At 73.3% G+C, this 23227-nt stretch carries 25 protein-coding genes; 14 read left to right on the top strand and 11 right to left on the bottom strand.

The window, feature by feature from the left end; all coding sequences use genetic code 11:
- Window positions 1-26 precede the first annotated feature (26 nt).
- Entirely contained in the window at window positions 27-725 is a 699-nt protein-coding gene (locus ACGWYJ_RS16900) for a DUF6882 domain-containing protein (protein WP_285694135.1), read from the bottom strand.
- Window positions 726-899: 174 nt separating this feature from the next.
- Between ACGWYJ_RS16900 and ACGWYJ_RS16895 the strand changes: the two genes are divergently transcribed.
- The gene (locus ACGWYJ_RS16895) at window positions 900-1502 is read left to right on the top strand and encodes a hypothetical protein (RefSeq protein ID WP_395106930.1); all 603 of its coding nucleotides are present in this window, start codon (window positions 900-902) and stop codon (window positions 1500-1502) included.
- On the opposite strand, the gene ybaK is transcribed toward ACGWYJ_RS16895, so the two are convergent.
- Window positions 1386-1883, bottom strand: a complete 498-nt coding sequence (ybaK, locus tag ACGWYJ_RS16890; protein ID WP_395106929.1) for a Cys-tRNA(Pro) deacylase — start codon at window positions 1881-1883, stop codon at window positions 1386-1388. The two genes, ACGWYJ_RS16895 and ybaK, sit on opposite strands and share 117 nt — an antisense overlap.
- A gap of 44 nt (window positions 1884-1927) precedes the next feature.
- A complete protein-coding gene (locus ACGWYJ_RS16885) occupies window positions 1928-2590 on the bottom strand; it encodes an LON peptidase substrate-binding domain-containing protein (protein ID WP_395106928.1) in 663 nt (220 codons plus the stop codon).
- A gap of 171 nt (window positions 2591-2761) precedes the next feature.
- On the opposite strand from ACGWYJ_RS16885, the gene ACGWYJ_RS16880 reads away from it, so the two are divergent.
- The 8 genes from ACGWYJ_RS16880 (at window position 2762) to hisF (ending at window position 9232) form a co-directional block, all read left to right on the top strand.
- Window positions 2762-3577, top strand: coding sequence for a PhzF family phenazine biosynthesis protein (locus ACGWYJ_RS16880; RefSeq protein WP_395106927.1), 816 nt, complete (start codon window positions 2762-2764; stop codon window positions 3575-3577).
- A gap of 45 nt (window positions 3578-3622) precedes the next feature.
- Complete coding sequence (hisD, locus tag ACGWYJ_RS16875) at window positions 3623-4933, top strand: histidinol dehydrogenase (RefSeq protein WP_395106926.1); 1311 nt, start codon at window positions 3623-3625, stop codon at window positions 4931-4933.
- Window positions 4930-6018 carry a histidinol-phosphate transaminase gene (locus tag ACGWYJ_RS16870; RefSeq protein ID WP_395106925.1) on the top strand — a complete coding sequence of 363 codons (1089 nt, stop codon included), beginning with the start codon at window positions 4930-4932 and terminating at the stop codon, window positions 6016-6018. Before hisD ends, ACGWYJ_RS16870 begins: the two co-directional genes overlap by 4 nt.
- 5 nt (window positions 6019-6023) lie before the next feature.
- Window positions 6024-6620, top strand: a complete 597-nt coding sequence (gene hisB / locus ACGWYJ_RS16865; RefSeq protein WP_395106942.1) for an imidazoleglycerol-phosphate dehydratase HisB — start codon at window positions 6024-6026, stop codon at window positions 6618-6620.
- 46 nt (window positions 6621-6666) lie between these two features.
- Window positions 6667-7308, top strand: a complete 642-nt coding sequence (gene hisH / locus ACGWYJ_RS16860) for an imidazole glycerol phosphate synthase subunit HisH (RefSeq protein WP_395106924.1) — start codon at window positions 6667-6669, stop codon at window positions 7306-7308.
- 63 nt (window positions 7309-7371) lie between these two features.
- Window positions 7372-8091, top strand: coding sequence for a bifunctional 1-(5-phosphoribosyl)-5-((5-phosphoribosylamino)methylideneamino)imidazole-4-carboxamide isomerase/phosphoribosylanthranilate isomerase PriA (priA, locus tag ACGWYJ_RS16855; RefSeq protein WP_395106923.1), 720 nt, complete (start codon window positions 7372-7374; stop codon window positions 8089-8091).
- Entirely contained in the window at window positions 8088-8474 is a 387-nt protein-coding gene (locus ACGWYJ_RS16850; RefSeq protein WP_395106922.1) for a RidA family protein, read from the top strand. The genes priA and ACGWYJ_RS16850 overlap by 4 nt, the downstream gene beginning before the upstream one ends.
- Complete coding sequence (hisF, locus tag ACGWYJ_RS16845) at window positions 8471-9232, top strand: imidazole glycerol phosphate synthase subunit HisF (RefSeq protein ID WP_395106921.1); 762 nt, start codon at window positions 8471-8473, stop codon at window positions 9230-9232. The genes ACGWYJ_RS16850 and hisF overlap by 4 nt, the downstream gene beginning before the upstream one ends.
- 1 nt (window position 9233) lies before the next feature.
- On the opposite strand, the gene ACGWYJ_RS16840 is transcribed toward hisF, so the two are convergent.
- Window positions 9234-10988 carry a CocE/NonD family hydrolase gene (locus ACGWYJ_RS16840; RefSeq protein ID WP_395106920.1) on the bottom strand — a complete coding sequence of 585 codons (1755 nt, stop codon included), beginning with the start codon at window positions 10986-10988 and terminating at the stop codon, window positions 9234-9236.
- 184 nt (window positions 10989-11172) lie between these two features.
- Here ACGWYJ_RS16840 and ACGWYJ_RS16835 point away from each other — a divergent pair, with 184 nt between their 5' ends.
- A complete protein-coding gene (locus ACGWYJ_RS16835) occupies window positions 11173-11766 on the top strand; it encodes a hypothetical protein (RefSeq protein WP_395106919.1) in 594 nt (197 codons plus the stop codon).
- 4 nt (window positions 11767-11770) lie between these two features.
- Here the strand turns inward: ACGWYJ_RS16835 and ACGWYJ_RS16830 are convergent, their stop codons facing one another.
- The 7 genes from ACGWYJ_RS16830 to ACGWYJ_RS16800 all read right to left on the bottom strand — a co-directional run bounded on the left by ACGWYJ_RS16830 (window position 11771) and on the right by ACGWYJ_RS16800 (window position 20245).
- Entirely contained in the window at window positions 11771-12931 is a 1161-nt protein-coding gene (locus tag ACGWYJ_RS16830) for an acyl-CoA dehydrogenase family protein (protein ID WP_395106918.1), read from the bottom strand.
- 69 nt (window positions 12932-13000) lie between these two features.
- On the bottom strand, window positions 13001-14206 hold the full coding sequence (locus ACGWYJ_RS16825) for a winged helix DNA-binding domain-containing protein (RefSeq protein ID WP_395106917.1): 1206 nt from the start codon (window positions 14204-14206) through the stop codon (window positions 13001-13003).
- A 57-nt stretch (window positions 14207-14263) separates the two neighbouring features.
- The gene (locus ACGWYJ_RS16820) at window positions 14264-14599 is read right to left on the bottom strand and encodes a hypothetical protein (protein WP_395106916.1); all 336 of its coding nucleotides are present in this window, start codon (window positions 14597-14599) and stop codon (window positions 14264-14266) included.
- A gap of 102 nt (window positions 14600-14701) precedes the next feature.
- Window positions 14702-15148, bottom strand: coding sequence for a hypothetical protein (locus ACGWYJ_RS16815; protein WP_395106915.1), 447 nt, complete (start codon window positions 15146-15148; stop codon window positions 14702-14704).
- Between the two features lie 103 nt (window positions 15149-15251).
- Window positions 15252-16490, bottom strand: coding sequence for a hypothetical protein (locus ACGWYJ_RS16810; RefSeq protein ID WP_395106914.1), 1239 nt, complete (start codon window positions 16488-16490; stop codon window positions 15252-15254).
- Between the two features lie 135 nt (window positions 16491-16625).
- On the bottom strand, window positions 16626-18407 hold the full coding sequence (locus ACGWYJ_RS16805) for an ABC transporter ATP-binding protein (RefSeq protein ID WP_395106913.1): 1782 nt from the start codon (window positions 18405-18407) through the stop codon (window positions 16626-16628).
- The gene (locus ACGWYJ_RS16800) at window positions 18404-20245 is read right to left on the bottom strand and encodes an ABC transporter ATP-binding protein (protein WP_395106941.1); all 1842 of its coding nucleotides are present in this window, start codon (window positions 20243-20245) and stop codon (window positions 18404-18406) included. Before ACGWYJ_RS16800 ends, ACGWYJ_RS16805 begins: the two co-directional genes overlap by 4 nt.
- A 1006-nt stretch (window positions 20246-21251) precedes the next feature.
- Here ACGWYJ_RS16800 and ACGWYJ_RS16795 point away from each other — a divergent pair.
- The 4 genes from ACGWYJ_RS16795 to ACGWYJ_RS16780 all read left to right on the top strand — a co-directional run bounded on the left by ACGWYJ_RS16795 (window position 21252) and on the right by ACGWYJ_RS16780 (window position 23217).
- Entirely contained in the window at window positions 21252-21458 is a 207-nt protein-coding gene (locus tag ACGWYJ_RS16795) for a cold-shock protein (RefSeq protein WP_026405868.1), read from the top strand.
- Between the two features lie 114 nt (window positions 21459-21572).
- Window positions 21573-21953 (top strand): phosphoribosyl-AMP cyclohydrolase, encoded by a 381-nt coding sequence (hisI, locus tag ACGWYJ_RS16790; RefSeq protein WP_285694157.1) that lies wholly within the window; start codon window positions 21573-21575, stop codon window positions 21951-21953.
- Complete coding sequence (locus ACGWYJ_RS16785; protein WP_395106912.1) at window positions 21950-22552, top strand: Trp biosynthesis-associated membrane protein; 603 nt, start codon at window positions 21950-21952, stop codon at window positions 22550-22552. Before hisI ends, ACGWYJ_RS16785 begins: the two co-directional genes overlap by 4 nt.
- On the top strand, window positions 22549-23217 hold the full coding sequence (locus ACGWYJ_RS16780; RefSeq protein WP_395106911.1) for a response regulator transcription factor: 669 nt from the start codon (window positions 22549-22551) through the stop codon (window positions 23215-23217). The genes ACGWYJ_RS16785 and ACGWYJ_RS16780 overlap by 4 nt, the downstream gene beginning before the upstream one ends.
- Window positions 23218-23227 lie beyond the last annotated feature (10 nt).

The raw sequence follows: 23227 nt of genomic DNA, 5'->3' as shown, positions 1-23227 counted from the left end.
GGTCCCGATTCTGGGGCCGGAACGGTTCAAAGGGTGGCCGGGGTCAGGTCGGCCTGCCAGTTGACGAAGCGGCCCAGGCCGTCGAAGTGGGCGCGGGCGATCCCGCCGCCCGGAAGGCTGATCTCGGTCAGCCCCTCGCGCTCCCGGTACGGGACGCGGTGCCGGCTCAGGAACCGGGCCAGGGTGAGCCGGGGCTCGCGGGGGAACAGGCTCACCGCGTTCATCAGCAGGCGGGGGACCGGGACGGGGTCCCAGGCGGCGGGCGGGGCCTGCGGGTCGTCCACGTGCAGGTAGGCCGAGCCGCCCTCGTAGCCCGCGCCGATGTAGCCGCCGCCGCCCAGCACGCCGCCCGCGGCCATCGCGATCAGCTCGCCGCCGTGCCCGGCCGGTCCCTCGTACCAGCCGAGGTCCACCTCGGGGGTGGTGAACTCGGGGATGCCGAGCCGCCGGCCGAGGCCGCGGATGGCCAGGATCGGCTCCACCGCCGGATGGTCGTCGCCGAACTGCGGGTTGGCCCAGCCCCACAACCAGGTGCGCTCGCGCGCGGCGTAGCTGCCGAGCAGTGACACCTGCACCGTGACCCCGCCGCTGGTGTAGGTGCGGGCGGTCAGGTCGGCGCTCCAGTCCTCGCGCGGCAGGAACTCGGCCAGCGTCTCCTGCTGTTGGAGCACGACCGCGGCGAGGGCGGCGCCGAGGCGTTGGAACGCGGGGCTGAATCCGGACATGTCGGGCACATTATCTCAGAGAATCGGGCCGCTCTGCGGCGGGAATCGGACACCGTTCGGTTGTCTGCGGACCGCCCCGGCGGGAGGCACGGCCCTCGGGCGGCACGGCCGGAGCCACTAGGCTGTGTCACCGCTCGGGTTGTGTCCGGGGCGGCAGTCGAAGGAGCGTGGGCAGTGCGGGGACCGACCAAGGGCACCTTACGGACCTGGGCGGTCACCACTGCGATCATCGCACTCCTCGGCCTCCCCGCCGGGCTGTTGTGGGCGGAGATCTCCCCCAAGGTGACCTACATCGTTATCCGAGGTCAGGCCGTGCTGGCCGATCCGGAAGGCCAGGCGCCCATCGCGACGGACGGCCGGTTCGCGCTGATCGCCGTGATCGCGGGCCTGGCCTGCGGGATCGCCGCGTACCTCGCCGGCGGCCGGGACAACGACCTGCCGCTGCTGTTCGGGCTGGCGGCCGGCGGGCTGGCCGCGTCCCTGCTGGCCTGGCGGCTCGGCCACCACATCGGGCTGGACGGCTTCCAGCGCGCGGTGCGGCGCGCCCCCGACGGGCGGCTGGTCACCGGGGCGGCGCAGCTGCGCGCGACCGGCATCGTGGTGTTCTGGCCGGTGCTGTCGGTCCTGGCCTACGAGCTGCTGGAGCTGGTGGTCAGGCGGCTACCCCCGGGCGATGGCCGCAAGCGTCGCGGCGGTGAGGCGGACGAGGTCGGCGGGCGCGAGCTCGATCTGCAGGCCGCGCCGGCCGGCGGAGACGTAGACGGTCGGGAACCCTGACACCGACTCGTCCACCACGGTCGGCAGCGTGCGGCGCTGCCCCAGCGGGCTGATCCCGCCCACGACGTACCCGGTGGCGCGCTCCGCGTCCTTGGCGTCGGCCATCCGCGCCTTCTTGCCGCCGGCCGCCGCGGCGAGCGCCTTCAGGTCCAGCGATCCCGACACCGGGACGACCGCCACCGTGAGCGCCCCGTCCACCTCGGCCAGCAGCGTCTTGAAGACCCGCTCGGGCGGCACGCCCAGCGCCCGCGCCGCCGCCGCGCCGTACGACTCGGCGGCCGGGTCCGGCTCGTACGGATGCAGCGTGAACGCGATCTTCGCCTTGGCCGCGGCGAGCGTGGCCGGCGTGCCCTGCCCTCCCTTGGACTTGCGTGAACCCATGCGCGCCATCCTGCCCGCGACGACCGCCGGGGGCCCACCCGATTTCAGTTGGGATGGACCGAGGTGTCGAGGAACTGGCCGGCCGGGACGGTCGCCAGGCCGTTGAGCAGCCGGTTCTCGCGCGCCAGCAGGTCGTGTTCGGCGCGCAGGCGCAGGGCGGCGTCCTCGGCCTCCAGCAGCCGCTGCTTCTCGTGCCCGTCCAGCACCACGGCCGAGGCGATCAGGTACGACAGCCGCACCGGGTCGTCGGGAAGGTCGACGGGCTCGACCACGTCCGCGGCGACGGCGGCCAGCCGGTGCCGGTACAGCTGGAAGAGCAGCCGGGCCCGGTGGGCGAGCGGCCCGGGGTCGGCGCCCGCCTCCTCGGGCAGGAACTCCACCTCGCCGCGCAGGTACGGGAGGCCGCGGTCGAGCCGCTTGACGCGGAACCGGTCGGCGCCGATGGTGACGATGTCGAACCGGCCGTCCGGGCGCCCGTTCACGCCGTGCACCTCGGCCACGCAGCCGACCCCGGCCAGCCGCAGCCCCGCGGTGTCGCCGACCTCGTGCCCGACCTCGATGCCGACCACGCCGAGCCGCCACGGCTTGGGCCGTTCCATCAGGTCGCGGATGAGCAGCCGGTACCGCTCCTCGAACAGATGCAGAGGGAGGACCAGGCCCGGGAAGAGGACCGTGCCCAGGGGGAACAGAGGAAGCAGCTCGGTCACCGCATCCCCACCCTCGCCTCTGGCGTGCGTTCGTCGAGAGCGCTCCTCGGACCAGGATACGCCCGAGAATGATGATCTTGCTATCGCCGGCATCGTCACCATCTGAAGACACGCCCGGCGAGCCGGGCCGGGCCCTGCGCTCCGGCGCCCGGCACGCCTAGCCTCGGGGGCATGCGGATCTTCGTCATCGACGCCTTCACCGATCGCCCGTTCGCCGGCAACCCGGCGGGAGTCTGCCTGCTGGACGCTCCCGCGGACCCCGCGTGGATGCAGCGGGTCGCGGCCGAGATGCGGCACTCCGAGACGGCGTTCGTCCGCCCCCTGGACGGCGACGCCGGTGCCGATTTCGAGCTGCGCTGGTTCACCCCCGAGGTCGAGATCGGGCTGTGCGGGCACGCCACCCTGGCCGCCGCGCACGCCCTGTACGAGGCCGCCACCGTCCCGCCCGCCGGGCCGATCCGGTTCCGCACCCTGCGCAGCGGCGTCCTGACCGTCGCCCCCGGCGCGGGCGGCCTGCTGGAGATGGACTTCCCCGCCGTCCCGCCCGCCCCGGCCCCCGTTCCCGGCGGCCTGGCCGGCGCGCTCGGCGTCCGGCCGGGCTGGACGGGCCGCAACGCCCAGAACGACCTGCTGGTGGAGGTCCCGGGCGAGGACGTGGTGCGCAAGCTCGCCCCGGACATCACCGGCCTGTCCGCCGTCGACGCCCGCGCCGTCATCGTCACCGCCCAGGCCGCGCCGGGCGCCGGGTACGACTTCGTGTCCCGCGTCTTCGCCCCCCGCGTCGGCGTCGACGAGGATCCGGTCACCGGCTCCGCCCACTGCGCCCTGGCCCCGTACTGGACGTCCAAGCTGAACCGCGCCACGCTCACCGGCTACCAGGCGTCCGCACGAGGCGGCCACGTCCGCACCGAGCTGCGCGGCGACCGCGTCCTCCTCTCCGGCAAGGCCGCCACCATCCTGGACGGCGCCCTCAAGGCGACCGCGTAGCCGACCGGCGCAGGGCCGATGCCATTCTGTCGATAAGCTGGAGCGGTGATTTCCCGGATCGATCTGCGCGGGTCGTTGCCCAAGGGCGGCGAGCTGCGTTCCGTGCTGCCCCGTGCCGAGCTCGACGTCGAGGCCGCCCTGGAGAAGGTGCGGCCCATCTGCGAGGACGTGCGGCATAGGGGCTCGGAGGCCGTCCGGGAGTACACCGAGCGGTTCGACGGGGTGAGGCTGGAGAGCGTCCGGGTGCCCGCCCAGGCGGTGCGGGACGCGCTCGCGGCGCTCGATCCGGGCCTGCGGGACGCGCTGGAGGAGGCCATCCGGCGGACCCGGCTCGTCCACCGCGACCAGCGGCGCGAGGACGTGACCACGCAGGTGGTGCCGGGCGGGACGGTCACCGAGCGGTGGGTGCCGGTGCGCCGGGTCGGGCTGTACGTGCCGGGCGGCAACGCCGTCTACCCGTCCAGCGTGATCATGAACGTGGTGCCCGCGCAGGAGGCCGGGGTGGAGTCCCTGGCCGTGACGTCGCCCGCGCAGGGGGACGGGCTTCCGCACCCGGCGATCCTGGCGGCGTGCGCGCTGCTCGGCGTGGACGAGGTGTACGCGGCGGGCGGCGCCCAGGCGATCGCGATGTTCGCCTACGGCACCGAGGACTGCCCGCCCGTGGACCTGGTGACCGGCCCCGGGAACGTGTACGTGGCGGCGGCCAAGCGGTTGCTCAAGGGCGTCATCGGGATCGACTCCGAGGCGGGTCCCACGGAGATCGCGATCCTGGCGGACCGGACCGCCGATCCGGTGCACGTGGCCGCCGACCTGATCAGCCAGGCCGAGCACGACACGCTGGCCGCCGCCGTGCTGATCACCGACTCGGCGGAGCTGGCGGACGCGGTCGAGACCGAGCTCAAGGGGCAGGTCGCCCGCACCAGGCACGCCGAGCGGATCACCGCGGCGCTGGCCGGGCGCCAGTCCGGGATCGTGCTGGTGGACGGGCTGGACGACGGCCTGACGGTCGCCGACGCCTACGCGGCCGAGCACCTGGAGATCCAGACCGCGGACGCCCGCGAGGTCGCGGCCCGGGTGCGCAACGCGGGCGCGATCTTCATCGGGCCGCACGCGCCGGTGTCGCTGGGCGACTACCTGGCCGGGTCCAACCACGTCCTGCCGACCGGCGGCTGCGCCTGCCATTCCTCGGGCCTGTCGGTCCAGTCGTTCCTGCGCGGCATCCACGTCGTGGAGTACGACCGGGCCGCGCTGGCCGAGGCCACCGCGCGCGTGGTCACGCTGGCCGAGGCCGAGGACCTGCCCGCCCACGGCGCCGCCCTGAAGGCCCGGTTCGACTGGGAGGTCCCCGCCCCATGACGTCCCTGAACGACCTGCCCATCCGCGACGACCTGCGGGGGCGCGAGCCGTACGGGGCGCCGCAGCTGGACGTCCCGGTGGCCCTGAACACCAACGAGAACCCCTACCCGCCGTCCGACCGGCTGGTGAAGGCGCTCGCCGAGGCCGTGGCGGACGTGGCGGGCGGCCTCAACCGCTACCCCGACCGCGACGCCATGGCGCTGCGCGAGGACCTGGCGGCGTTCCTCAACGGCGACACCCCGGGCGCCGGGCTGACGGCCCGCCATGTGTGGGCGGCCAACGGGTCCAACGAGATCCTGCTGCAGATCCTCCAGGCGTTCGGCGGCCCGGGGCGCAGCGTCGTCGGCTTCGAGCCGTCGTACTCGATGCACCCGATCATCACCCGGGTGTCCGGCACCCGGTGGATCGACGCGCGCCGCGACGAGGACTTCGGCCTCGACCCGGGGCGCGCCGTCGCCGCGGTCGAGGAGCACCGTCCCGATGTGGTGTTCCTCACCTCGCCCAACAACCCGACCGGCACCGCGCTGCCGCTGGAGACGATCGAGGCGGTGCTGGCCGCGGCGCCCGGCATGGTCGTGGTGGACGAGGCGTACGCCGAGTTCCGCCGTGCCGGCACCCCGTCCGCGCTGACGCTGCTGCCCGGCCGCCCGCGGCTGATCGTGACCCGGACGATGTCGAAGGCGTTCGCCATGGCCGGCACCCGCCTCGGCTACCTGGCGGCCGACCCCGCCGTGGTGGACGCGCTGCAACTGGTGCGGATGCCGTACCATCTGTCCGCGGTCACCCAGGCCGTGGCCCGCACCGCCATCGCGCACGAGGCGGACCTGCTGAGCACCGTCGGCATGTTGCGCCGCGAGCGCGACGACCTGGTGGCGTGGCTGCGCGGTGAGGGCTTCGAGGTGGCCGACTCCGACGCCAACTTCGTCCTGTTCGGGCGCTTCCCCGACCGCGACCGGGTGTGGCGGGCGCTGCTCGGCAAGGGAGTGCTGATCCGGCAGGTGGGCCCGCCCGGGTGGCTGCGGGTGAGCGTCGGCACCCCGGAGGAGATGGCCGCCTTCCGGAACGCGATCAAGGAGAGCCTGTGACGGCTGTGACACACCGCAAGGGCCGTGTGGAACGCGGGACCAAGGAGACCCAGGTCCTGGTGGAGATCGACCTGGACGGCACGGGCGTGGTGGACGTCGCCACCGGCGTCGGCTTCTTCGACCACATGCTGGCGCAGCTCGGCAAGCACGGGTCGTTCGACCTGACCGTCAAGACCTCCGGCGACCTGTACATCGACAGCCACCACACCATCGAGGACACCGCCATCGCGCTCGGGCAGGCGTTCCGGCAGGCGCTGGGCGACAAGGCGGGCATCCGCCGCTTCGCCGACGCCTCGATCCCGCTGGACGAGGCGCTGGCGCAGGTCACCGTGGACGTGTCCGGCCGCCCCTACCTGGTGCACAGCGAGCCCGAGGGCATGGCGCCGATGATCGGCCCCGAGTACGACACGACGCTGACCCGGCACATCCTGGAGTCGTTCGTGGCGAACGCGCAGGTGGCGCTGCACGTCCACGTCCCGTACGGGCGCAACGCGCACCACATCGTCGAGGCCCAGTTCAAGGCCCTGGCGCGGGCGCTGCGCGACGCGGTCGCCTACGACCCCAAGGTGCGGGGCATCCCGTCGACGAAGGGGGCGCTGTAACCGTGTCCACCGGCGGCCTCGACTTCACCGCGGGAGCGCCGCGACCGTGACCAAGAAGATCGTCATCCTGGACTACGGCTCGGGCAACCTGCGCTCCGCCGAGCGCGCGGTGGCGCGGCACGGCGTGGAGGTGACCGTCACGCCCGACCGGGACGCGGCGCTGAACGCCGACGGCCTGATCGTCCCGGGCGTGGGCGCGTTCGCCGCGTGCATGGAGGGCCTGCTGTCGGTGCGCGGCGACCAGATCATCGGGCGCCGTCTCGCCGGGGGACGCCCCGTGCTCGGCATCTGCGTGGGCATGCAGATCCTGTTCGCCAAGGGCATCGAGCACGGCGTCACCACCGAGGGCTGCGCCGAGTGGCCGGGCACCGTCGAGCGGCTGGAGGCGCCCGTCGTCCCGCACATGGGCTGGAACACCGTCGAGGCGCCCGAGGGCACGCGGCTGTTCGGCGGGCTCGATCCCGGCACCCGGTTCTACTTCGTCCACTCCTACGCGGTGCGCCGCTGGGAGCTGCCCGGCGACCCGTCCGGCCTGATCAAGCCGCCGCTGGTCACCTGGTCCGAGCACGGCGACCGGTTCGTCGCCGCGGTCGAGAACGGGCCGCTGTGCGCGACGCAGTTCCACCCGGAGAAGTCCGGCGACGCCGGCGCCACGCTGCTGGAGAACTGGCTGGCCACCCTGCCCTGACGGGCACCGGCCCGTGATCCGCCCGCTCCCGTCTGCTCCACGCCCCACCGGTAAGGTTTGCGCATGACTCTCACTCTCCTTCCCGCCGTCGACGTCGCCGACGGCCAGGCCGTGCGCCTGGTCCAGGGCGAGGTCGGCACCGAGACCTCCTACGGGTCGCCGCTGGAGGCCGCCCTGGCCTGGCAGGAGGCGGGGGCTGAGTGGATCCATCTGGTCGACCTGGACGCGGCGTTCGGGCGCGGCTCCAACCGGGAGCTGCTGGCCGAGGTGACCGGGCGGCTGGAGGTGAAGGTCGAGCTGTCCGGCGGCATCCGGGACGACGCGTCCCTGGAGGCCGCGCTGTCCACCGGGTGCGCGCGGGTCAACATCGGCACGGCCGCGCTGGAGAACCCCGAGTGGTGCCGCCGGATCATCGGCGCGTACGGGGACAGGATCGCGGTCGGCCTGGACGTGCGCGGCACCACCCTGGCCGCCCGCGGCTGGACGCGTGAGGGCGGCGACCTGTGGGAGGTCCTGGAACGCCTGGAGAAGGACGGCTGCCCGCGTTACGTCGTCACCGACGTGACCAAGGACGGTACCCTGCGGGGTCCCAACACCGAGCTGCTGCGCGAGGTCTGCTCCCGTACCGACAAGCCCGTCGTCGCGTCCGGCGGCGTGTCGTCCCTGGACGACCTGCGCGCCCTCGCCGCACTCGTCCCGGAGGGCGTCGAGGGCGCGATCGTCGGCAAGGCCCTGTACGCGCGGGCGTTCACGCTCCAGCAGGCCCTTGAGGCGGTCAGGTGATCGAGCGGCTCTCCTCGGACGGGCCCTGGGAGGACGAGTTCGGCTACTCCCGCGCCGTGCTGGCGGGGGACCTGGCGCTGGTCGCGGGCTGCACCGCCACCGTGGAGGGCAAGGTCGTCCACCCCGGCGACCCGTACGAGCAGACCAGGACCGCCTTCCAGATCGCGCTGTGGTCGCTGGAACGGCTCGGCCTGACCCGCAACGACGTCGTCCGGACCCGCATGTACATCACCAGGGCCGGTGACTCCGCCGAGGTCGGCCGGGCGCACGGCAGCCTGTTCCAGCACGTCCGCCCGGCGGCCACGATGGTGGTGGTGGCGGGCCTGATCGACCCGCGCATGCTGGTCGAGGTCGAGGTCGAGGCGTACAGGAGGACGTCGTGAGCGTTGCGGTACGGGTGATCCCGTGCCTGGACGTGGACGCCGGGCGCGTGGTGAAGGGCGTGAACTTCCAGAACCTGCGGGACGCGGGCGACCCCGTCGAGCTGGCCCGCCGGTACGACGCGGAGGGCGCCGACGAGCTCACGTTCCTGGACATCACGGCGTCCAGCGGCGACCGTTCCACCACCTACGACGTGGTGCGGCGCACCGCCGAGCAGGTCTTCATCCCCCTCACCGTCGGCGGCGGCGTCCGCACCGTCGAGGACGTCGACAGGCTCCTGCGCGCCGGGGCCGACAAGGTGTCCATCAACACCGCCGCCATCGCCCGACCCGAGTTCCTCCGCGAGGCCGCGCACCGCTTCGGCTCCCAGTGCGTCGTCCTGTCCGTGGACGCCCGCCGCGCCGAGGGGACGCCCTCCGGCTTCGAGGTCACCACCCACGGGGGCCGCAGAGGCACGGGCATCGACGCGATCGAGTGGGCGCGCCGCGCCGAGGACCTGGGTGTGGGGGAGATCCTGCTCAACTCGATGGACGCCGACGGCACCAAGAACGGCTTCGACCTGGAGATGCTGCGCCGCGTCCGCGAGGCCGTCACCGTCCCGGTGATCGCCAGCGGCGGCGCGGGCGCGGTGGAGCACTTCGCCCCCGCCATCGCCGCGGGCGCCGACGCCGTCCTGGCGGCCAGCGTGTTCCACTTCGGCGAGCTCACGATCCCCGAGGTGAAGCACGCCCTCGAAGACGCGGGCCATCCCGTCCGCTAGGTCACCGGCCCCGCATGCCCCGGCCGTGGTCGGGGCCCGGCCCGTTCTCCTCGTGCGGGGCGGGGGAGACGGTCTCGGCGGAGCGCCGGACGACCGGGAGCAGGATCGCCGAGGGGTGGTCGGGGTCGTGGAAGACCTCCTGCCGGGCCGGGACGGACATGCGGGCGGTGGCGATCGGCTCCCCGGTGCCCGGGTTGGCCGCCACCTTCGGGTACGCGCCGCTGGTCACGTGCACCCGGACGCGGTGCCCCCGCCGGAACCTGTGCCCGGCCGGCCACAGGTCGATCGCCACCCGCCGGACGCCCTCGGTGCCCACGTCCTTGTAGCCGACGGCCTCGGTGGCGACGGAACGGCCCGGGTCCAGGCGCAGGCCGCCCTCGCACACGTTGCGGGACGTCCCGTCGGGCGCCACGTCGCAGAGCCGGACGATGAAGTCGGTGTGCTCCCGGCTGGACCGGACGAACAGGTCGGCCGCGACCGGGCCGATCACCTCCAGGTCGTCCTTCAGGACGGGGGAGGAGAACACCAGCACGTCCTCGCGCCGTTCCAGGGGCCGGTTGTCGACGGGACGGGAGCTTCCCAGGATCCTGGGCCCGCCGAGGGCGGGCGTGGGCCTGGCGGGCTCGAACCGGTAGCGGCTGGGCGGCGCGGGCCGCGGCCCGTCCTCGCCGAGCCCGCCGCCCGCGTGCAGGTGCCAGCGCCGCTGCTCCATTCCGGGCGGGGGCCAGTCGTCGTACTCGCGCCACTCCCGCGCCCCGGTGACGTAGATCCGGACGGGGTTGTCGCGCAGCCCGGAGAAGTCGCCGAGCAGGTGCGCGCGGAACCAGGCCAGCGACTCGCGGAAGGACACCAGTCCGTGCCGGGCGTCGGTGTGCCACCACGGGCCGATCGTGAGGTAGGGACGGTGGCCCGCGCCGCGCAACGCGAGATAGTCCTTGATCTGCCAGGGCAGGAAGACGTCGTACCAGCCGCCGAGCAGGGTGACGGGCGCGCCGACCCGGCCGACCGTCCCGCTGAAGTCGCGGTCGAGCCAGTAGGCGGAGCCCGGGTCGTGGTGGGCGGCGAGGATGTCCTGGTAGAACCGCATGGTGGCGCCGCCGGTGACCACGTCCAGCTCGCCCAGGGGACGTCCGGTGAGGGCGGCGCGGGCGACCCGGCGCCGCGACAGCAGCGGCCCGGTGACCATCCCGAGCGGCCGCCGCTGCCGGTGGGTGAGGTCGGTCCAGGTCAGGGTGGACTCCAGCGCGAAGCTCCCGCCGATGTACGCCGCGTCCCTGAACGTGGAGGCGGTGATCTGCAGGGACATCGCCTTCAGCTCCGGGCCCGCCTCCGCGGCCAGCGCCCAGGCGGAGTACCCCAGGTAGCTGGCGCCGTAGGCGGCGAACGACCCGTTGAACCACGGCTGGTTCCGCAGCCATTCCACGGTGGCGAGGCCGTCCTCGCGCTCGCTGCCGAGCGGGTCGAACTCGCCCTCCGAGCCGAACGTGCCGCGGGCGCTCTGGACGAGCAGCTGGAACCCGAACGGGACGAACGGCAGCCCGGCGGCGACGGCGGCCGGGCCGCGCCTCCCATAGGGCGTGCGGACCAGGATGGTGGGCGAGGGACGGTCCATCCCGGCGGGCACGTACCGGTCGGCCAGCAGCGTCACCCCGTCGTTCATGCTGATGGGGAGGTCGCGTTCGACGTGGTAGCGCCGCAGCGGACGGGGGCGGGGGATCCGGATCGGCGCGGCGGGCCAGCGGTCCCTGAGTGCCATGCTGTCTCCCGTACGCGGTACTACTGCCTAGTAACCGTTACTCCCTAGTAACGGTAGCCGTTCGGGGCGTGACCGGAACCTTCCGGCCGGTGGGGCGCATGGCAGGGACCGGATTTCTCTGCCATATTTGCGTAAAACAACAGAGATTCGGGGGTCGCCCATGTGGCCAGGGTCCGATCTACCTGTGGGGCCTCCTCCGCCCTCGGAGCCGCCGCGGATCCGGCCCGGCGCCGGCTGGTTCGTGCTGCCCGCCGCGCTGCTGGCCATCGCGGTGATCTTCGTGGTCGCGGTGATCGCCGTCAACTGGGACGAATCGCAGGCCGCGAACGGTCCCCCGGCGTTCGGCGACGCCCGCGAGGGGATCCCGGTCGAGGTGACCGGCGGCTACAACTACTTCATCTTCGTGCGCGACGGCGACCCCCCGCCCACGAGCTGCACGGTGGCCTACCCGAACGAGGATCCCGGGCCCGTCGAGCTGACCAGGGAGAACTCCTGGGCCGCCACGCCGCCCCCCGGATACCGCTGGGCGGCGTCCTTCACCGCCACGCTGTCCGGCAGGCCCGAGCTGACCTGCGAGGGCACCGCCGGGATCGTGCGGATCGTGCCGGACGACACCTCCTACGGCTACATGGGGCTGGCCTTCATCGCGGGGATGTTCCTCGGGTGCGCGGCCCTCATCGCCTTCCTGGTGATCCTGCTGATGCGGAGGAACTCGGCCAAGGACCGCGGCGCCGCGACGGCGGGCATGCCGGGACCGCACGGATCCTGGCCGTACTGAGGGCTCAGCCGGCGTCGCGGGCGAGGTGACGGCCGATCACCATCCGCTGGATCTGGTTGGTGCCCTCGAAGATCTGCATCACCTTGGCCTCGCGCATGTACCGCTCGACGGGGAAGTCGCGGGTGTAGCCGTACCCGCCGAGCACCTGCACGGCGTCCGTGGTCACCTTCATCGCCGCGTCCGTGGCGACCAGCTTGGCGATGGACGCCTGCCGCCCGAACGGCAGCCCGCGATCCTTGCGCCTGGCCGCCTCCAGGTACGTCGCGCGGGCGGACTCCACGGCCGCGGCCATGTCGGCCAGCAGGAACGAGAGCCCCTGGTTCGCGATGATCGGCCTGCCGAACTGCTCGCGCCTGGCGGCGTACGACACCGCGTGGTCGAGGGCGCCCTGCGCCAGGCCCACCGCGCACGCCGCGATGCCCAGCCGTCCCGAGTCCAGCGCCGACAGCGCGATGGGGAGGCCCTGGCCCTCCGCGCCGATCCGGCTCTCCGCGGGCAGCCGCGCGTCCTCGAAGATCAGCTGCGCGGTGGTGGAGCCGGTCAGGCCCATCTTCCGCTCGGGCGTCCCGAACGACAGGCCCGGCATCCGCCCGCCTTCCAGGCCGTCCACCAGGAAGCAGGAGATGCCGCGGCCCCCCTCGTCCGACGTGCGCGCGAACAGGATGTAGAAGTCGGCCTCGCCGCCATGGGTGATCCACATCTTGGTGCCGGTCACCCGGTAGCCGTCGCCGTCCGGGACGGCGCGGGTGGCCAGCGCGGCCGCGTCCGAGCCCGCCTGCGCCTCCGACAGCGCGTACCCGCCGAGCAGGTCGCCGGCCAGCAGGTCGGGGAGCCGCTTGCGGTGCTCGTCGCCGCCGAACGCGCTGAGCGGGTAGCAGGCCAGCGTGTGCACGCTGACGCCGACCGCGACCGACGCCCACACCGCCGCGATCTCCTCCAGCACCTGGAGGTAGACCTCGTACGGCTGCCCGCCGCCGCCCACGTCCTCGGGATAGGGCAGCCCGAGCAGCCCGGACCGGCCCAGCAGCCGGAACATCTCGCGCGGGAACTCCCCGGCCTCCTCGGCGGGCGCCGCCCGCGGCTCCAGTTCCTTGCGCGCGATCTCCCGGGTGAGCGCGACGAGGTCCTCGGCTTCGGGGCTGGGCAGCATGCGTTCTGCGGGCATGGCCCTATTCTGTACGGTCCCGCCGCGGGACGGCTCCGCAGGTTCGCGGCGGCGGGCCGGGGCGGCGGGTCACGAGGAGAGTTCGCGTTCCAGCGGCGTGCGGAAGCGGGGGGTGACGCGTACCTCGCCGCAAAAGCCGGCGATGCGATCGGCCTCGGCCTCGATCGCGGTCTTCGCCTCGGCGCCCACGTCCTCCAGCAGGCGCAGCGCGATCTCGCCGTCGCCTCGCTGGGCCCAGCCGCCGACGACGCGGCCGTTCCACCACACGGTCGGGCCGATGTTGCCGGACCGGTCGAACAGGTGCGGCCTGTGGTCGCCGACGAGCCAGTCGCGTTCCCGCCAGCCCATGGGCGTCGGGTCGAGGGCGGGCAGCAGCGCCGCCCACGGCTCCGGTTCGGGTACGGGCGTGCCGAGGTCGTCGGCGAGCATCACGCCGGTCGCGGTGCCGGTGCGCTCGTCGGGCAGCTCGACCTCGGCCACGTCCAAGAGGGCCAGGGCCTTGCGCACCTCGCCCATCGTCCAGCCGGTCCACCACTTGAGGTCGGAGACGGGGGCGGGGCCGAACGCGCGCAGCCACTCCCGTACCAGGTCGGCGCGGGCCTGCTCGGGCGGCACCGGGGTGATCCCGCCGGGCAGCCACGCCTCGATGGGCGACCAGCGGTACTGGCTGCTGATCCAGGACCCGTTGGGACGCCCGCGCACGATCCGTCCCTGGCAGCCCAGCATCACCAGGACCCAGGTCGTGATGCTGACGGGACGCGAGTACGCCTTGTCCGGCGCCGGGTCGACCTTGGTGCGCAGCCGCGGCTCGTCCGCGCTGAGCTGCGCGCCGGTGGCCTCGCCGCGGGCCAGCAGCGCCCGGTGCGTGGCCTCCTCGACCTCGGCGAGCCAGCCGTCGAGCCCGCCGGGGTGATCGGCCCCGATCCCGGCCTGCTCCATCAACCGGCCGTAGGTGCGGCGCTGCCGTACCGCCAGGGCGTCGGCGCACGACGCCTGTAAGACGGGGAGCAGTTCGACCGGCACCACGAACATCGTGCGCCGCATCGCCAGCAGCCGTACGAGCGTGCGGTCGTCGTACAGGGCCGCCTCGATCGCGGCGGGCGTGACATCGCGCCCGCGCGCCGCGATCGACAGGAACACCGTGGCCGGGTCGGTGGCGTGCAGGGCCACCAGGGACCTGGCGACGGAGGCCGCGCCGTCCGCCTTCGCCGCGGGCGCCAGCCGGTGCCGGTGCGCCAGCCGCGCCCGCCGCGCGTCCACACTGATCGAACGCATGAGCGAAGCTTACGCTCCCGGGGAGAGTGCCGCGCCCCCCGATCCGCCGGCGAGGGGTCAGCCGCCCCCGCCGTTGGAGATCTTGACGACCACGTTGTCCTGGGTGACCGACTGGACGGAGATGTCGAACCCCTCCGCCTGCTCGTCCTCTCCCACCGGGACGGTGATCTGCTGTCCGGCGATCCTCATCGTGACGCTCTGGCCCTGCACGCTCACCAGCTCCGCCTCCACGCCCAGGATGGACGCGCGGGCGTCGACGCCACGGTTGAAGGTCACGGTGCACGCGTTGATGGTGCAGTCGGTCTCGGCGTTCTCGCTGCTGCACGCCGCCGCCCCGAGGGGCAGCAGCAACAGGGGCAGCAGCGCCAGCTTCCGTCGTACAGGCGAGATCATGGCCTGGAGTCTAGGGGGCCGGGGCCTCCGTCCACCCCTTCCGAGGAGGGAACCTCGCGCCGGGGGAAGTCATACCCGGCGGTGACGCCGGGTCCCCCCGCGTCAGCCACCCGAGTGGCCGCGGCTGTGGCCGCCGCTCTTGTCGCCCACGCCGTGCTGGTCGCCGTGGACGATGCTGCCGCCCAGGTCCTTGCGCAGCGTCTCCAGGATCTGCGGGGTGGCCACCGCCACCCAGCCCGGCCCGACCAGGTACGTGCCGCCCCACGGCTTGGCCTCGGTCAGCCAGGCGTCCCGGCCCTTGTCGTCGGTGAAGCTGACCAGCACGTACCGTCCCGCGGACGTCTTGCACTGCCCCTGCTTCAGCTCCTTGGAGTCGCGTTTGCCGATCAGTGTGCACCCGGTCTTCTGCGCGAGCTGCTCGATCGTGGCGCGTTGCGCCTGAGGCGTCTCCTGACCCGACTTGGAGCAGCCGGCGGCCAGGGACAGCGCTAGTGCGGCGCCGCACACCAGTGCGGCCTTGACCGGGGTGAGGTGGTACAGGGAGCCCATTGGCCCTTCCTCCCGCGTGAGATGCGCGAATCGACGGGAGGTACGCAAGAGGGGCCTGCGAGGTTCAGCGCTCTTCTGGGCGCTTCTGGGCTACATCGGCGGGCTACATCAGGCGGCTCGCGGCCGCCGCGCGCACGCCGGGTTCCTCGGCCTCGTCATGATGGAGCCGTTGGAGGCGGATGCGGGTCTCGCGGGTGAGGGGCGCGGTCTGGGACGCGACCTGGCGTACGCCCTCCTCGCAGTCCCACAGGCCCTCGATGGTGTAGGACTCGGCCGTGTGGGGCGCGGTACGGGTCAAAGCGGTCAGCACACGTGGTCGTAGAAAAGCGTAGGTCGACTCGGTCCAAGCGGATTTCAGCAACGGTACGGCTTCGCCTGCGCGTAGCCTGCCCAAGCCCTCGATGGGACCTGCCGCGTCACCCCAATCACGGCGTTCAAGCGCGTCATGCAACTCGGTCATCAGCAACGGGATGTCCTGGCGTGTGCCATAGCGAGCGAGGATCACCAAACCCATGTCGGCGCAACCGCCTCTGGTACTGGCCCACGCCCGTGCGCGCGGTAGCGCCTCGGGCCCGTACTCGCGCAACGCACGGCACACGGCCCCACCCCATCTGCTCGGTCGCTGGGGCAGCAATTCCTCCGCCAAATCCAAGAGGCCGGGCGCGCGCCTGCGCCCCAGCTCGAAGATGGCCCCCACCGCGGCGTCGTCGCGCCGCCTGGCCAGTTCGAGCAACTCGTCCTCCGAGCGTCGCGACCGGTCGGTGGCCCCGGAACCGGTGCCCGTCCGGCGCAGCCGCCCCTTCTCGCGGACGCGGCTGAGCGCGTCGGCGATCCGCGGCCGCCTGGCCGCCCAGCTCTCGATCACCGGATTGCTCGGCCCCATGATCAGCAGATTGAGCGTGGCGTCGTCGCAGCGCGCGTCCACCAGGGCCTCCATCCCGGCGGCCGGCCCGGGATCGCCCAGCTCGATGAGGGCCTCCACGGCGTCGAGCCAGTGCGTGCCCTCCTCGGCGTACCGGCGCAGCACCCCCGCCGCCTCCCGGCGGCTCAGCCGTGCCAGGTCGGTCAGCACCCGCAGGGCCAGCAGCACCCGCCGTTCGTCGCCCTCGCCCTGGTCGGCGGGGTCGAACAGATGCTCGGCGACGGGACGCACGGGTAGTTCGAGATCGACCATCAACCGGGCGTAATACAGGCTGCGCGCCTCACATTGCGGGTCCCACCGCGGATCGCGGCGTATGCAGTCGTACACGTACTCTCCCGCGCCCGGCCGGTCGGCCGCCCGCCGCGCCGCCCTGCCGAGCCCCCGCTGCAGCTGACCGTGCAGAGTACCCGCTGATTGCATCTTGACCTCGTTGTTCACCACGCCAGAATGCGCACCCGACCAGATATCGGGCAAGTGCTTTAGCCGTCGAACGGCCGGTCTCCTTCCCCGGCGGCTCGCCGGCCATGCGTCCCGCGGGCCGCGCCGGGGCCCGTCCTACACGGCCCGCTGGGCGATCCAGGACGCGTGCAGCTCGGCGTACACGCCGGGCTCGCCCACCAGGACCGAGTGCGGGCCGCGCTGCACGATCCGGCCGCCGTCGAAGACGATCACCTCGTCGGCGGCCTCCGCCGTGGACATCCGGTGGGCGATGGCGATCGCCGTGCGGCCGCGCGTCGCCCCGTCCAGCGCCCGCTGGATCCGCACCTCGGTGGCCGGGTCGACGGCCGAGGTCGCCTCGTCCAGCACCAGCAGGTCGGGGTCGGCGACGTAGGCGCGGGCCAGCGCGACCAGCTGCCGCTCACCGGCCGACAGGGACTCGCCGCGCTGGCCGACGGGCGTGTCCAGGCCCCGCGGCAGGCCCTCCAGCCAGTCCGCCAGGCCGAGTTCGGTCAGGGCCAGCACCAGGTCGGCGTCGGTCGCCTCGGGCCTGCCGTAGCGGATGTTGTCGGCCAGGGACGCGTCGAACAGGAACCCGTCCTGCGGCACCATCACGACGCGCTCCCGCAGGGACGAGAACCGGACGCGGTCCAGCGGCACCCCGTCCACCAGGATCCGCCCGGACACCGGGTCCATGAGGCGGGTCAGCAGCTTGGCGAAGGTGGTCTTGCCCGACCCGGTCTCGCCCACGATCGCGACCCGGCTGCGCGGCGCGATCGTCGCGTTCACCTCGTGCAGCACGGGCGGGCCGCCCGGGTAGGCGAACCCCACGTCCTCGAACCGCACCTCGATGGGGCCGCGCGGCAGGACCTCGCCGTCCTCGCCCGGGTCGGCCACGTCCGGCTCGGTGTCCAGGACGCCCAGCACGCGCCGCCAGCCGGCGATGGCGTTCTGCGCCTCGTTCAGCACCTCGGTCGCGGTCTGCATGGGGCTGACGAACAGGGTGACCAGGAACAGGAAGGCGATCAGCCGTCCGGCCGACAGCTGCCCGCCCACGCCCAGCAGCGTCCCGGCCACCACGACACCGGCCGTGGCCAGGGCGGCGACCAGCTCGCTGGACGGGAAGGTCAGCGCCACCAGCCCCTGCGCCCTGGTCTGGGCCTTCCTGTGCTGGTCCACGGTCTCGTCCACGCGCCTCGCGGTGCGCTCCTCGGACCCGTAGGCACGGATCACCGCGGCGCCCACCACCGACTCGCTCACGGCCGCCAGCAGGTCGCCCATCCGCTCCCGCACCCGCATGTACGCCGCGGAGATCAGCCGCTGGAACCGGCGCAGCGCGAACGCCAGCGGCAGGAACGCCGCCCACACCAGCAGCGTCAGCGGCCAGGAGTAGATCGCCATCAGGACGGTCGCGACCACCAGCTGACCCAGCGAGACGATGATCATCAGCCCGCCCCACTGCATGAACTGGCTGATCTGGTCCACGTCGCCGGTCACCCGCGACACCAGCGCGCCGCGCCGCTCCCCGCTCTGCGTCAGCATCGACAGGTCGTGGACGTGCCGGAACGCCTTGACCCGCAGCGTCGCCAGGCCGGCCTCGGTGGTCTTGTAGAGCCGGACGTTCATCGCGTACGCGCTCAGCGCGGTCAGCACCACGGCCACCGCGCACAGCAGCACGGCACCGCGGATGAACCCCACGTCGGGGCCGCCCGGCGCGGCCAGGCCACGGTCGATCGTCTGCTGGACGGCGATCGGCACCACGACCCGCCCGGCGGTCGCCACCAGGGCCAGCAGCAGCGTCCCCACCAGCCCGGCCGTGAACTGGGGGCTCAGCCGGAGGCCGCGGCGCAGCGTGCTGACGGCGCCCTCACCGGCCGACGTCTCGCTGAGCGTGGTCATCGCAGCGCCTCCTCTTCCAAGCCGAAGCCGCCCGGTTCGTCACCCGCTTCTGAGTCCTCCTCTGGGTCCGTCGCAAGGGCCTCCTGTTCCGCCTCGGCGCGCTCGTAGGCGTTGACCAGGTTGCGGTAGCCCTCCGAGCGCTCCAGCAGCTCGGCGTGCGTCCCGCGGTCCACGACCCGGCCGTGCTCCATGTAGACGACCTCGTCTGCAAGGCCGATGGTGGCCTTGCGGTACGCGACCACGACGACCGTCGTCCCGCCCTGCCCGGCGTCCTGCGCCTCCCGGATGCCCTGGAGGATCCGCGCCTCCACTTGGGGGTCGACGCTGGAGGTGGCGTCGTCCAGGACGAGCAGCCGCGGCCGGCGCACCAGCGCCCGCGCCAAGGCGAGCCTCTGCCGCTGGCCGCCGGATAAGGTCGCGCCCCGCTCCCCGACCCTGGTGTCCAAGCCGTCGGGCAGCGCGGCCACGAAACCGTCCGCCTGGGCCAGGCGAAGGGCCTCCCACACGCGCTCGTCCGGGACGTCCAGGCCGAGCGTCACGTTGCCGCGCACGTCGTCGTCGAAGAGGAAGGTCTGCTGGGGGACGAGCGCCGCCGTCTCCGCCACCCCGCCGCACCGGACGTCCCGCAAATCCACGCCGTCCAGCAGCACCGACCCGTCGGCCGGATCGACCAGCCGCACCAGGAGCGAGGTCAGGGTGGACTTGCCGGACCCGGTCGGGCCGACGATCGCGAGCGTCCGTCCGGGTGTGGCCGCGAAGCCGACGTCGTGCAGCACCGGCGCACCGCCCTCCCCGGCGCCCTCATAGGCGAAGCGGATCGCGCGCGCTTCGAGGGAGGCCGCCTTGTCCCCGTCCAGGACGGCGTCCCCGTACGGGAGGGAACCCCCGGCCTGGAGGACGTTCTGGACGCGCCGCCAGCCCACGACGCTGCGCGGCACCTCGGCCAGCACCCAGCCCAGCGCCCGGATGGGCCAGGCCAGCAGGGTGAACAGGTACGCCACGTTCACCAGGTCGCCCTCGGAGATCCCGCCCGACTCCAGCCGGATCGAGCCGACCAGCAGCACCGCCAGCACGCCCAGGTTCGGCAGCGCCTCCAGAACGGGGTCGAACAGGCCGCGCACCCGTCCCACCGCGACGTTGGCGTCCCGGAGCGCGTTCGCCGCGTTCGCGAACCGCTCCGTCTCCGACGCCTCCCGGCCCAGCGTCTTGACCACCAGGCCGCCCTCGAAGCTCTCGTGCGCCACCTCGCTCACCTCCGCGCGCAACTGCTGCGCGCGGGTCGCGACGGGCGCCAGGCGCCGCTGGTACAGGACGTTGAGCAGGGCGATGGCGGGGAACACCAGGAAGCCCACCACGGCCAGCGTCACATCGGTGATCAGGATCGACACCGCGGCGATGAACAGCATGAACACCACGCCCACGGCCATCGGCAGCGGCGCGATCGGCGCCCACACCGCCTCCACGTCGGCGTTGGCGTTCGACAGCAGCTGCCCGGTGGGATGGCGGTGGTGCCAGGCCAGCGGCAGCCTCAGGTACTGGCGGGTGACCGAGCGCCGGTAGCTCGCCTGCATGCGGTACTGCATGAGGCCCGCGTAGAAGCGGCGGCCCGCCACGCCCAGCGCCTTGAGCAGCGCCACCCCAATGATCGCCACGGCCGCGGCGGTGAGCGCCCCGGCGGTGGCGTCACCGGACCGGAAGGCGGGCAGCACCACCTCTCCGATGATCCATCCGAGCACCTGGGCCGTGCCGACGGTCATCACCGCGTACAGGGCGCTGGCCAGGACGGAGACCGTGAACACCCTCGGCTCGGCCCGTACGGCGATCCACAGGACGCGCATCCCCTCCCGGAGGACGCGGGAGTTGACTCGCGTCGACCCAGCAACTGGCACGGGCAGTCTCTCCTCATCTGTCTGTCAAGGGGCCGCATCCACCCTGCGGGGAACGTCACGGGGAGCAAAAGGGGCATGCAGGCGTGCACATGCCTACCATCGGGGCAGGCCGTTTATTCCCGGCGACCCCGGCGGTGCGGCCCGCCCATCGCCGGAGGAACGGGGCCCGCCGCCCCCTCGCCCCAGGGGAACGCCGTCCCGGTGTGGCCGGAACCGGATACGGATCGGTCCTCCGGAGTGGCCGCCGTACTCGGTTCCGGGCGTGGACGAAATCGCCGACTCGGTCGAGTTCTTTGTCCGCCATGAGGGCGTTCGCCACGCCGACCGGGACCGCGGCTCAGGCCGCCGAGCCCGGGACCGGAGGAACTCCTGTGGCGGCGGATAAAAATTGCCGGGTTTGCCCGGAGAAAAGTCATGGTTGAGATGACCTTGGCCCGGCCGGAGGGGTGTGGCGTGCCGGTTCCCCGGCCCTCGCCGCGCCGCCCGGCCGATCGCGCAGGTCACGCACCGGGGCCCCGGCGGATCGGCCGTCCGGCCCGCCGGTAAAGGCCGCGTGAGGCCCGGCGCGGGCGGCGTCCCGGTCCACGGCGCGGCCGGCGGGCCGGGCCTCCGGGCGCCGGGACGCGCGGATGCCGAGGGGCGCCGGTCCGGCCGGCGCGCCCGATCCGCCGGCGTCCGGCAGGATCCGGCTTGGCGCCTTTAACAGGACGGTAACGGGAAGGTTCACCGGCCGGCGAATCACCTTGCTTGCGGCTCCTCCGTTTTACGCGGAACCGGTGATACGGTGGCAGCGTCGGTTGCAGTCGTGGTTCTCGATCGTTTGTCAGACGCCCGCGGACTGATGACAGCGGGCGTTTTGGCTTTTCCGGGACCGTACCGGGAGGCGAGGGCGTTCCGCAGCGACCGCGCTGGGCTCGCGAGGTGTGGGCCCACGTTTTGCCGCAAGGAGAAAGACATGCCCCAGCAGGGCACCGTGAAGTGGTTCAACGCCGAGAAGGGCTTCGGTTTCATCGCCGTCGACGGCGGCGGACCGGACGTGTTCGTGCACTACTCGGCGATCCAGACCTCCGGGTACCGCACTCTGGACGAGAACCAGCGCGTCCAGTTCGAGGTGACGCAGGGTAACCGGGGTCCGCAGGCCGACCAGGTCGTCCCCCTGTAACTCCCGTTACACCCTAGCCGTACAGCAGGGCCCGCATCCGTGCGGGCCCTGCCGCCTTTGCGCGGGCCCGCATTCGTGCGGTCCCTGGTGGCGACAGGCAATAGGATCGGTCCCATGTCCGCTCGCCCTTCCAATCTCGATCCCAAGATCGCCGACCGCCTCAAGCGGAACGCCGACGGTCTCGTCCCGGCCATCGCCCAGCAGTACGACACCGGTGAGGTGCTCATGCTCGCGTGGATGGACGACGAGGCCCTGCACCGCACACTGACCACCGGCCGCGCCACGTACTGGTCGCGCAGCCGCCAGGAATACTGGGTGAAGGGCGAGAGCTCCGGGCATCAGCAGTGGGTGAAGTCGGTGGCGCTGGACTGCGACGGCGACACCGTGCTGGTGAAGGTCGACCAGATCGGGGCCGCCTGCCACACCGGCGACCGCACCTGCTGGGACGCCGACGTGCTCGACGCCGTCGTCGGCGAGCGTCCGCCAGGCCCGTGACGCCCGGGCGTGAGCGCGGGCTGGCCGCGCTGCTGTGCGCCGCCGGCGCCGGGCTCGCCCTGCTGGCGGCCGGTCGCCCGTGGGCGACGGTGCGCGCCCAGGACGCCATCACCCCGTTCGCGCAGGACCTCACCGGGCGCGACCTCGGCACCGCCGCGGGCGCCCTCGGGTGGGCCGCGCTGGCGGGGCTCGCGGCGCTGTTCGCCACCCAGGGACGCCTGCGGGTGGCCGTGGGGGTGCTGCTGGCCCTGTTAGGGGTCGGCATCGGGTATTCGTCCGTGCTCGCCGTCCAGCGTTCGCCGGTCGTGTCCGCTGCGGAGGAGAAGAGCGCCCTGCTGCGCCTGGGCGGATCGCTCCTGGTCGACGTCTCGGCCTGGTGGGTCGTCTCCCTGCTGGGCGGCGTGCTGCTGGTCGCCGCCGGGGTCGTCACGGCCGCGCGTGGGGCCCGGTGGCCCGGCATGTCCGCTCGCTACGAACGCTCGCGCGCACCGTCGCGGACGGCGGTGGGCGCGCCCGTCGAGCAGGACGCCTCCAGCCTCTGGAAGTCCCTCGACCGGGGTGAGGACCCCACGACGCGGCCCGGCGAGCGCGGGTCGTGAACGCCGACGGCGCCGGCGGGCTGGTGCTCGTCGTCGAGCACGACCGGGCCGTGGCCGAGCTCCAGCGCCGCTACCTGGCGCGCGAGGGGTACACGGTCGAGATCGAGACCGATCCGGCGCGGGCGCCCTCCGCGGCCGGGCGGCTCCGGCCGGATGTGGTCGTCCTGGACCTGTCCGTCGCGTCCCTGCCCGCCGACCTCTACCGGCGGGTCACGGAGGCGGCGGGCGGCGCTCCGGTCATCGCGGTGACCGCGCCGCCGGATCAGCCCGCCGGGCGGGCCCTGGGCGAGTACCAGGTGACCCGGCCGTTCAGCCCCCGCGTCCTGGTGGGCGCGGTGGGGGAGGCCCTCCGCAGCGGCGGCCCCGGCGCCGGTGGCGAGGTGCTCCAGGCGGGCGGGGTGATGCTGGACCCGAGGGCCCGCACGGTGATGGTGGAGGAACGGTCCGTGGCCCTCACCGTCACCGAGTTCGACCTGCTGGAGTTCCTGATGGGGAACCCCGGCCGCGTCTTCACCCGTGAGCAGCTCCTCGACGCGGCCTGGGGGCCGGGCGCGGGGGCGGGCAGCCGTACCGTCGACGTTCACATCGCGCAGTTGCGGTCCAAGCTGGGTGAGAGCAGCCCTATCCGGACCGTGCGCGGGGTCGGCTACGTCTTGGACGCCTAGTCTGGAAGCC

Source organism: Actinomadura sp. SCN-SB, from assembly GCF_043906805.1.
GTDB lineage: Bacteria > Actinomycetota > Actinomycetes > Streptosporangiales > Streptosporangiaceae > Spirillospora.
The sequence above is the reverse complement of the archived record's forward strand: the minus strand, read 5'-3'. Positions and strand labels throughout refer to the sequence as shown.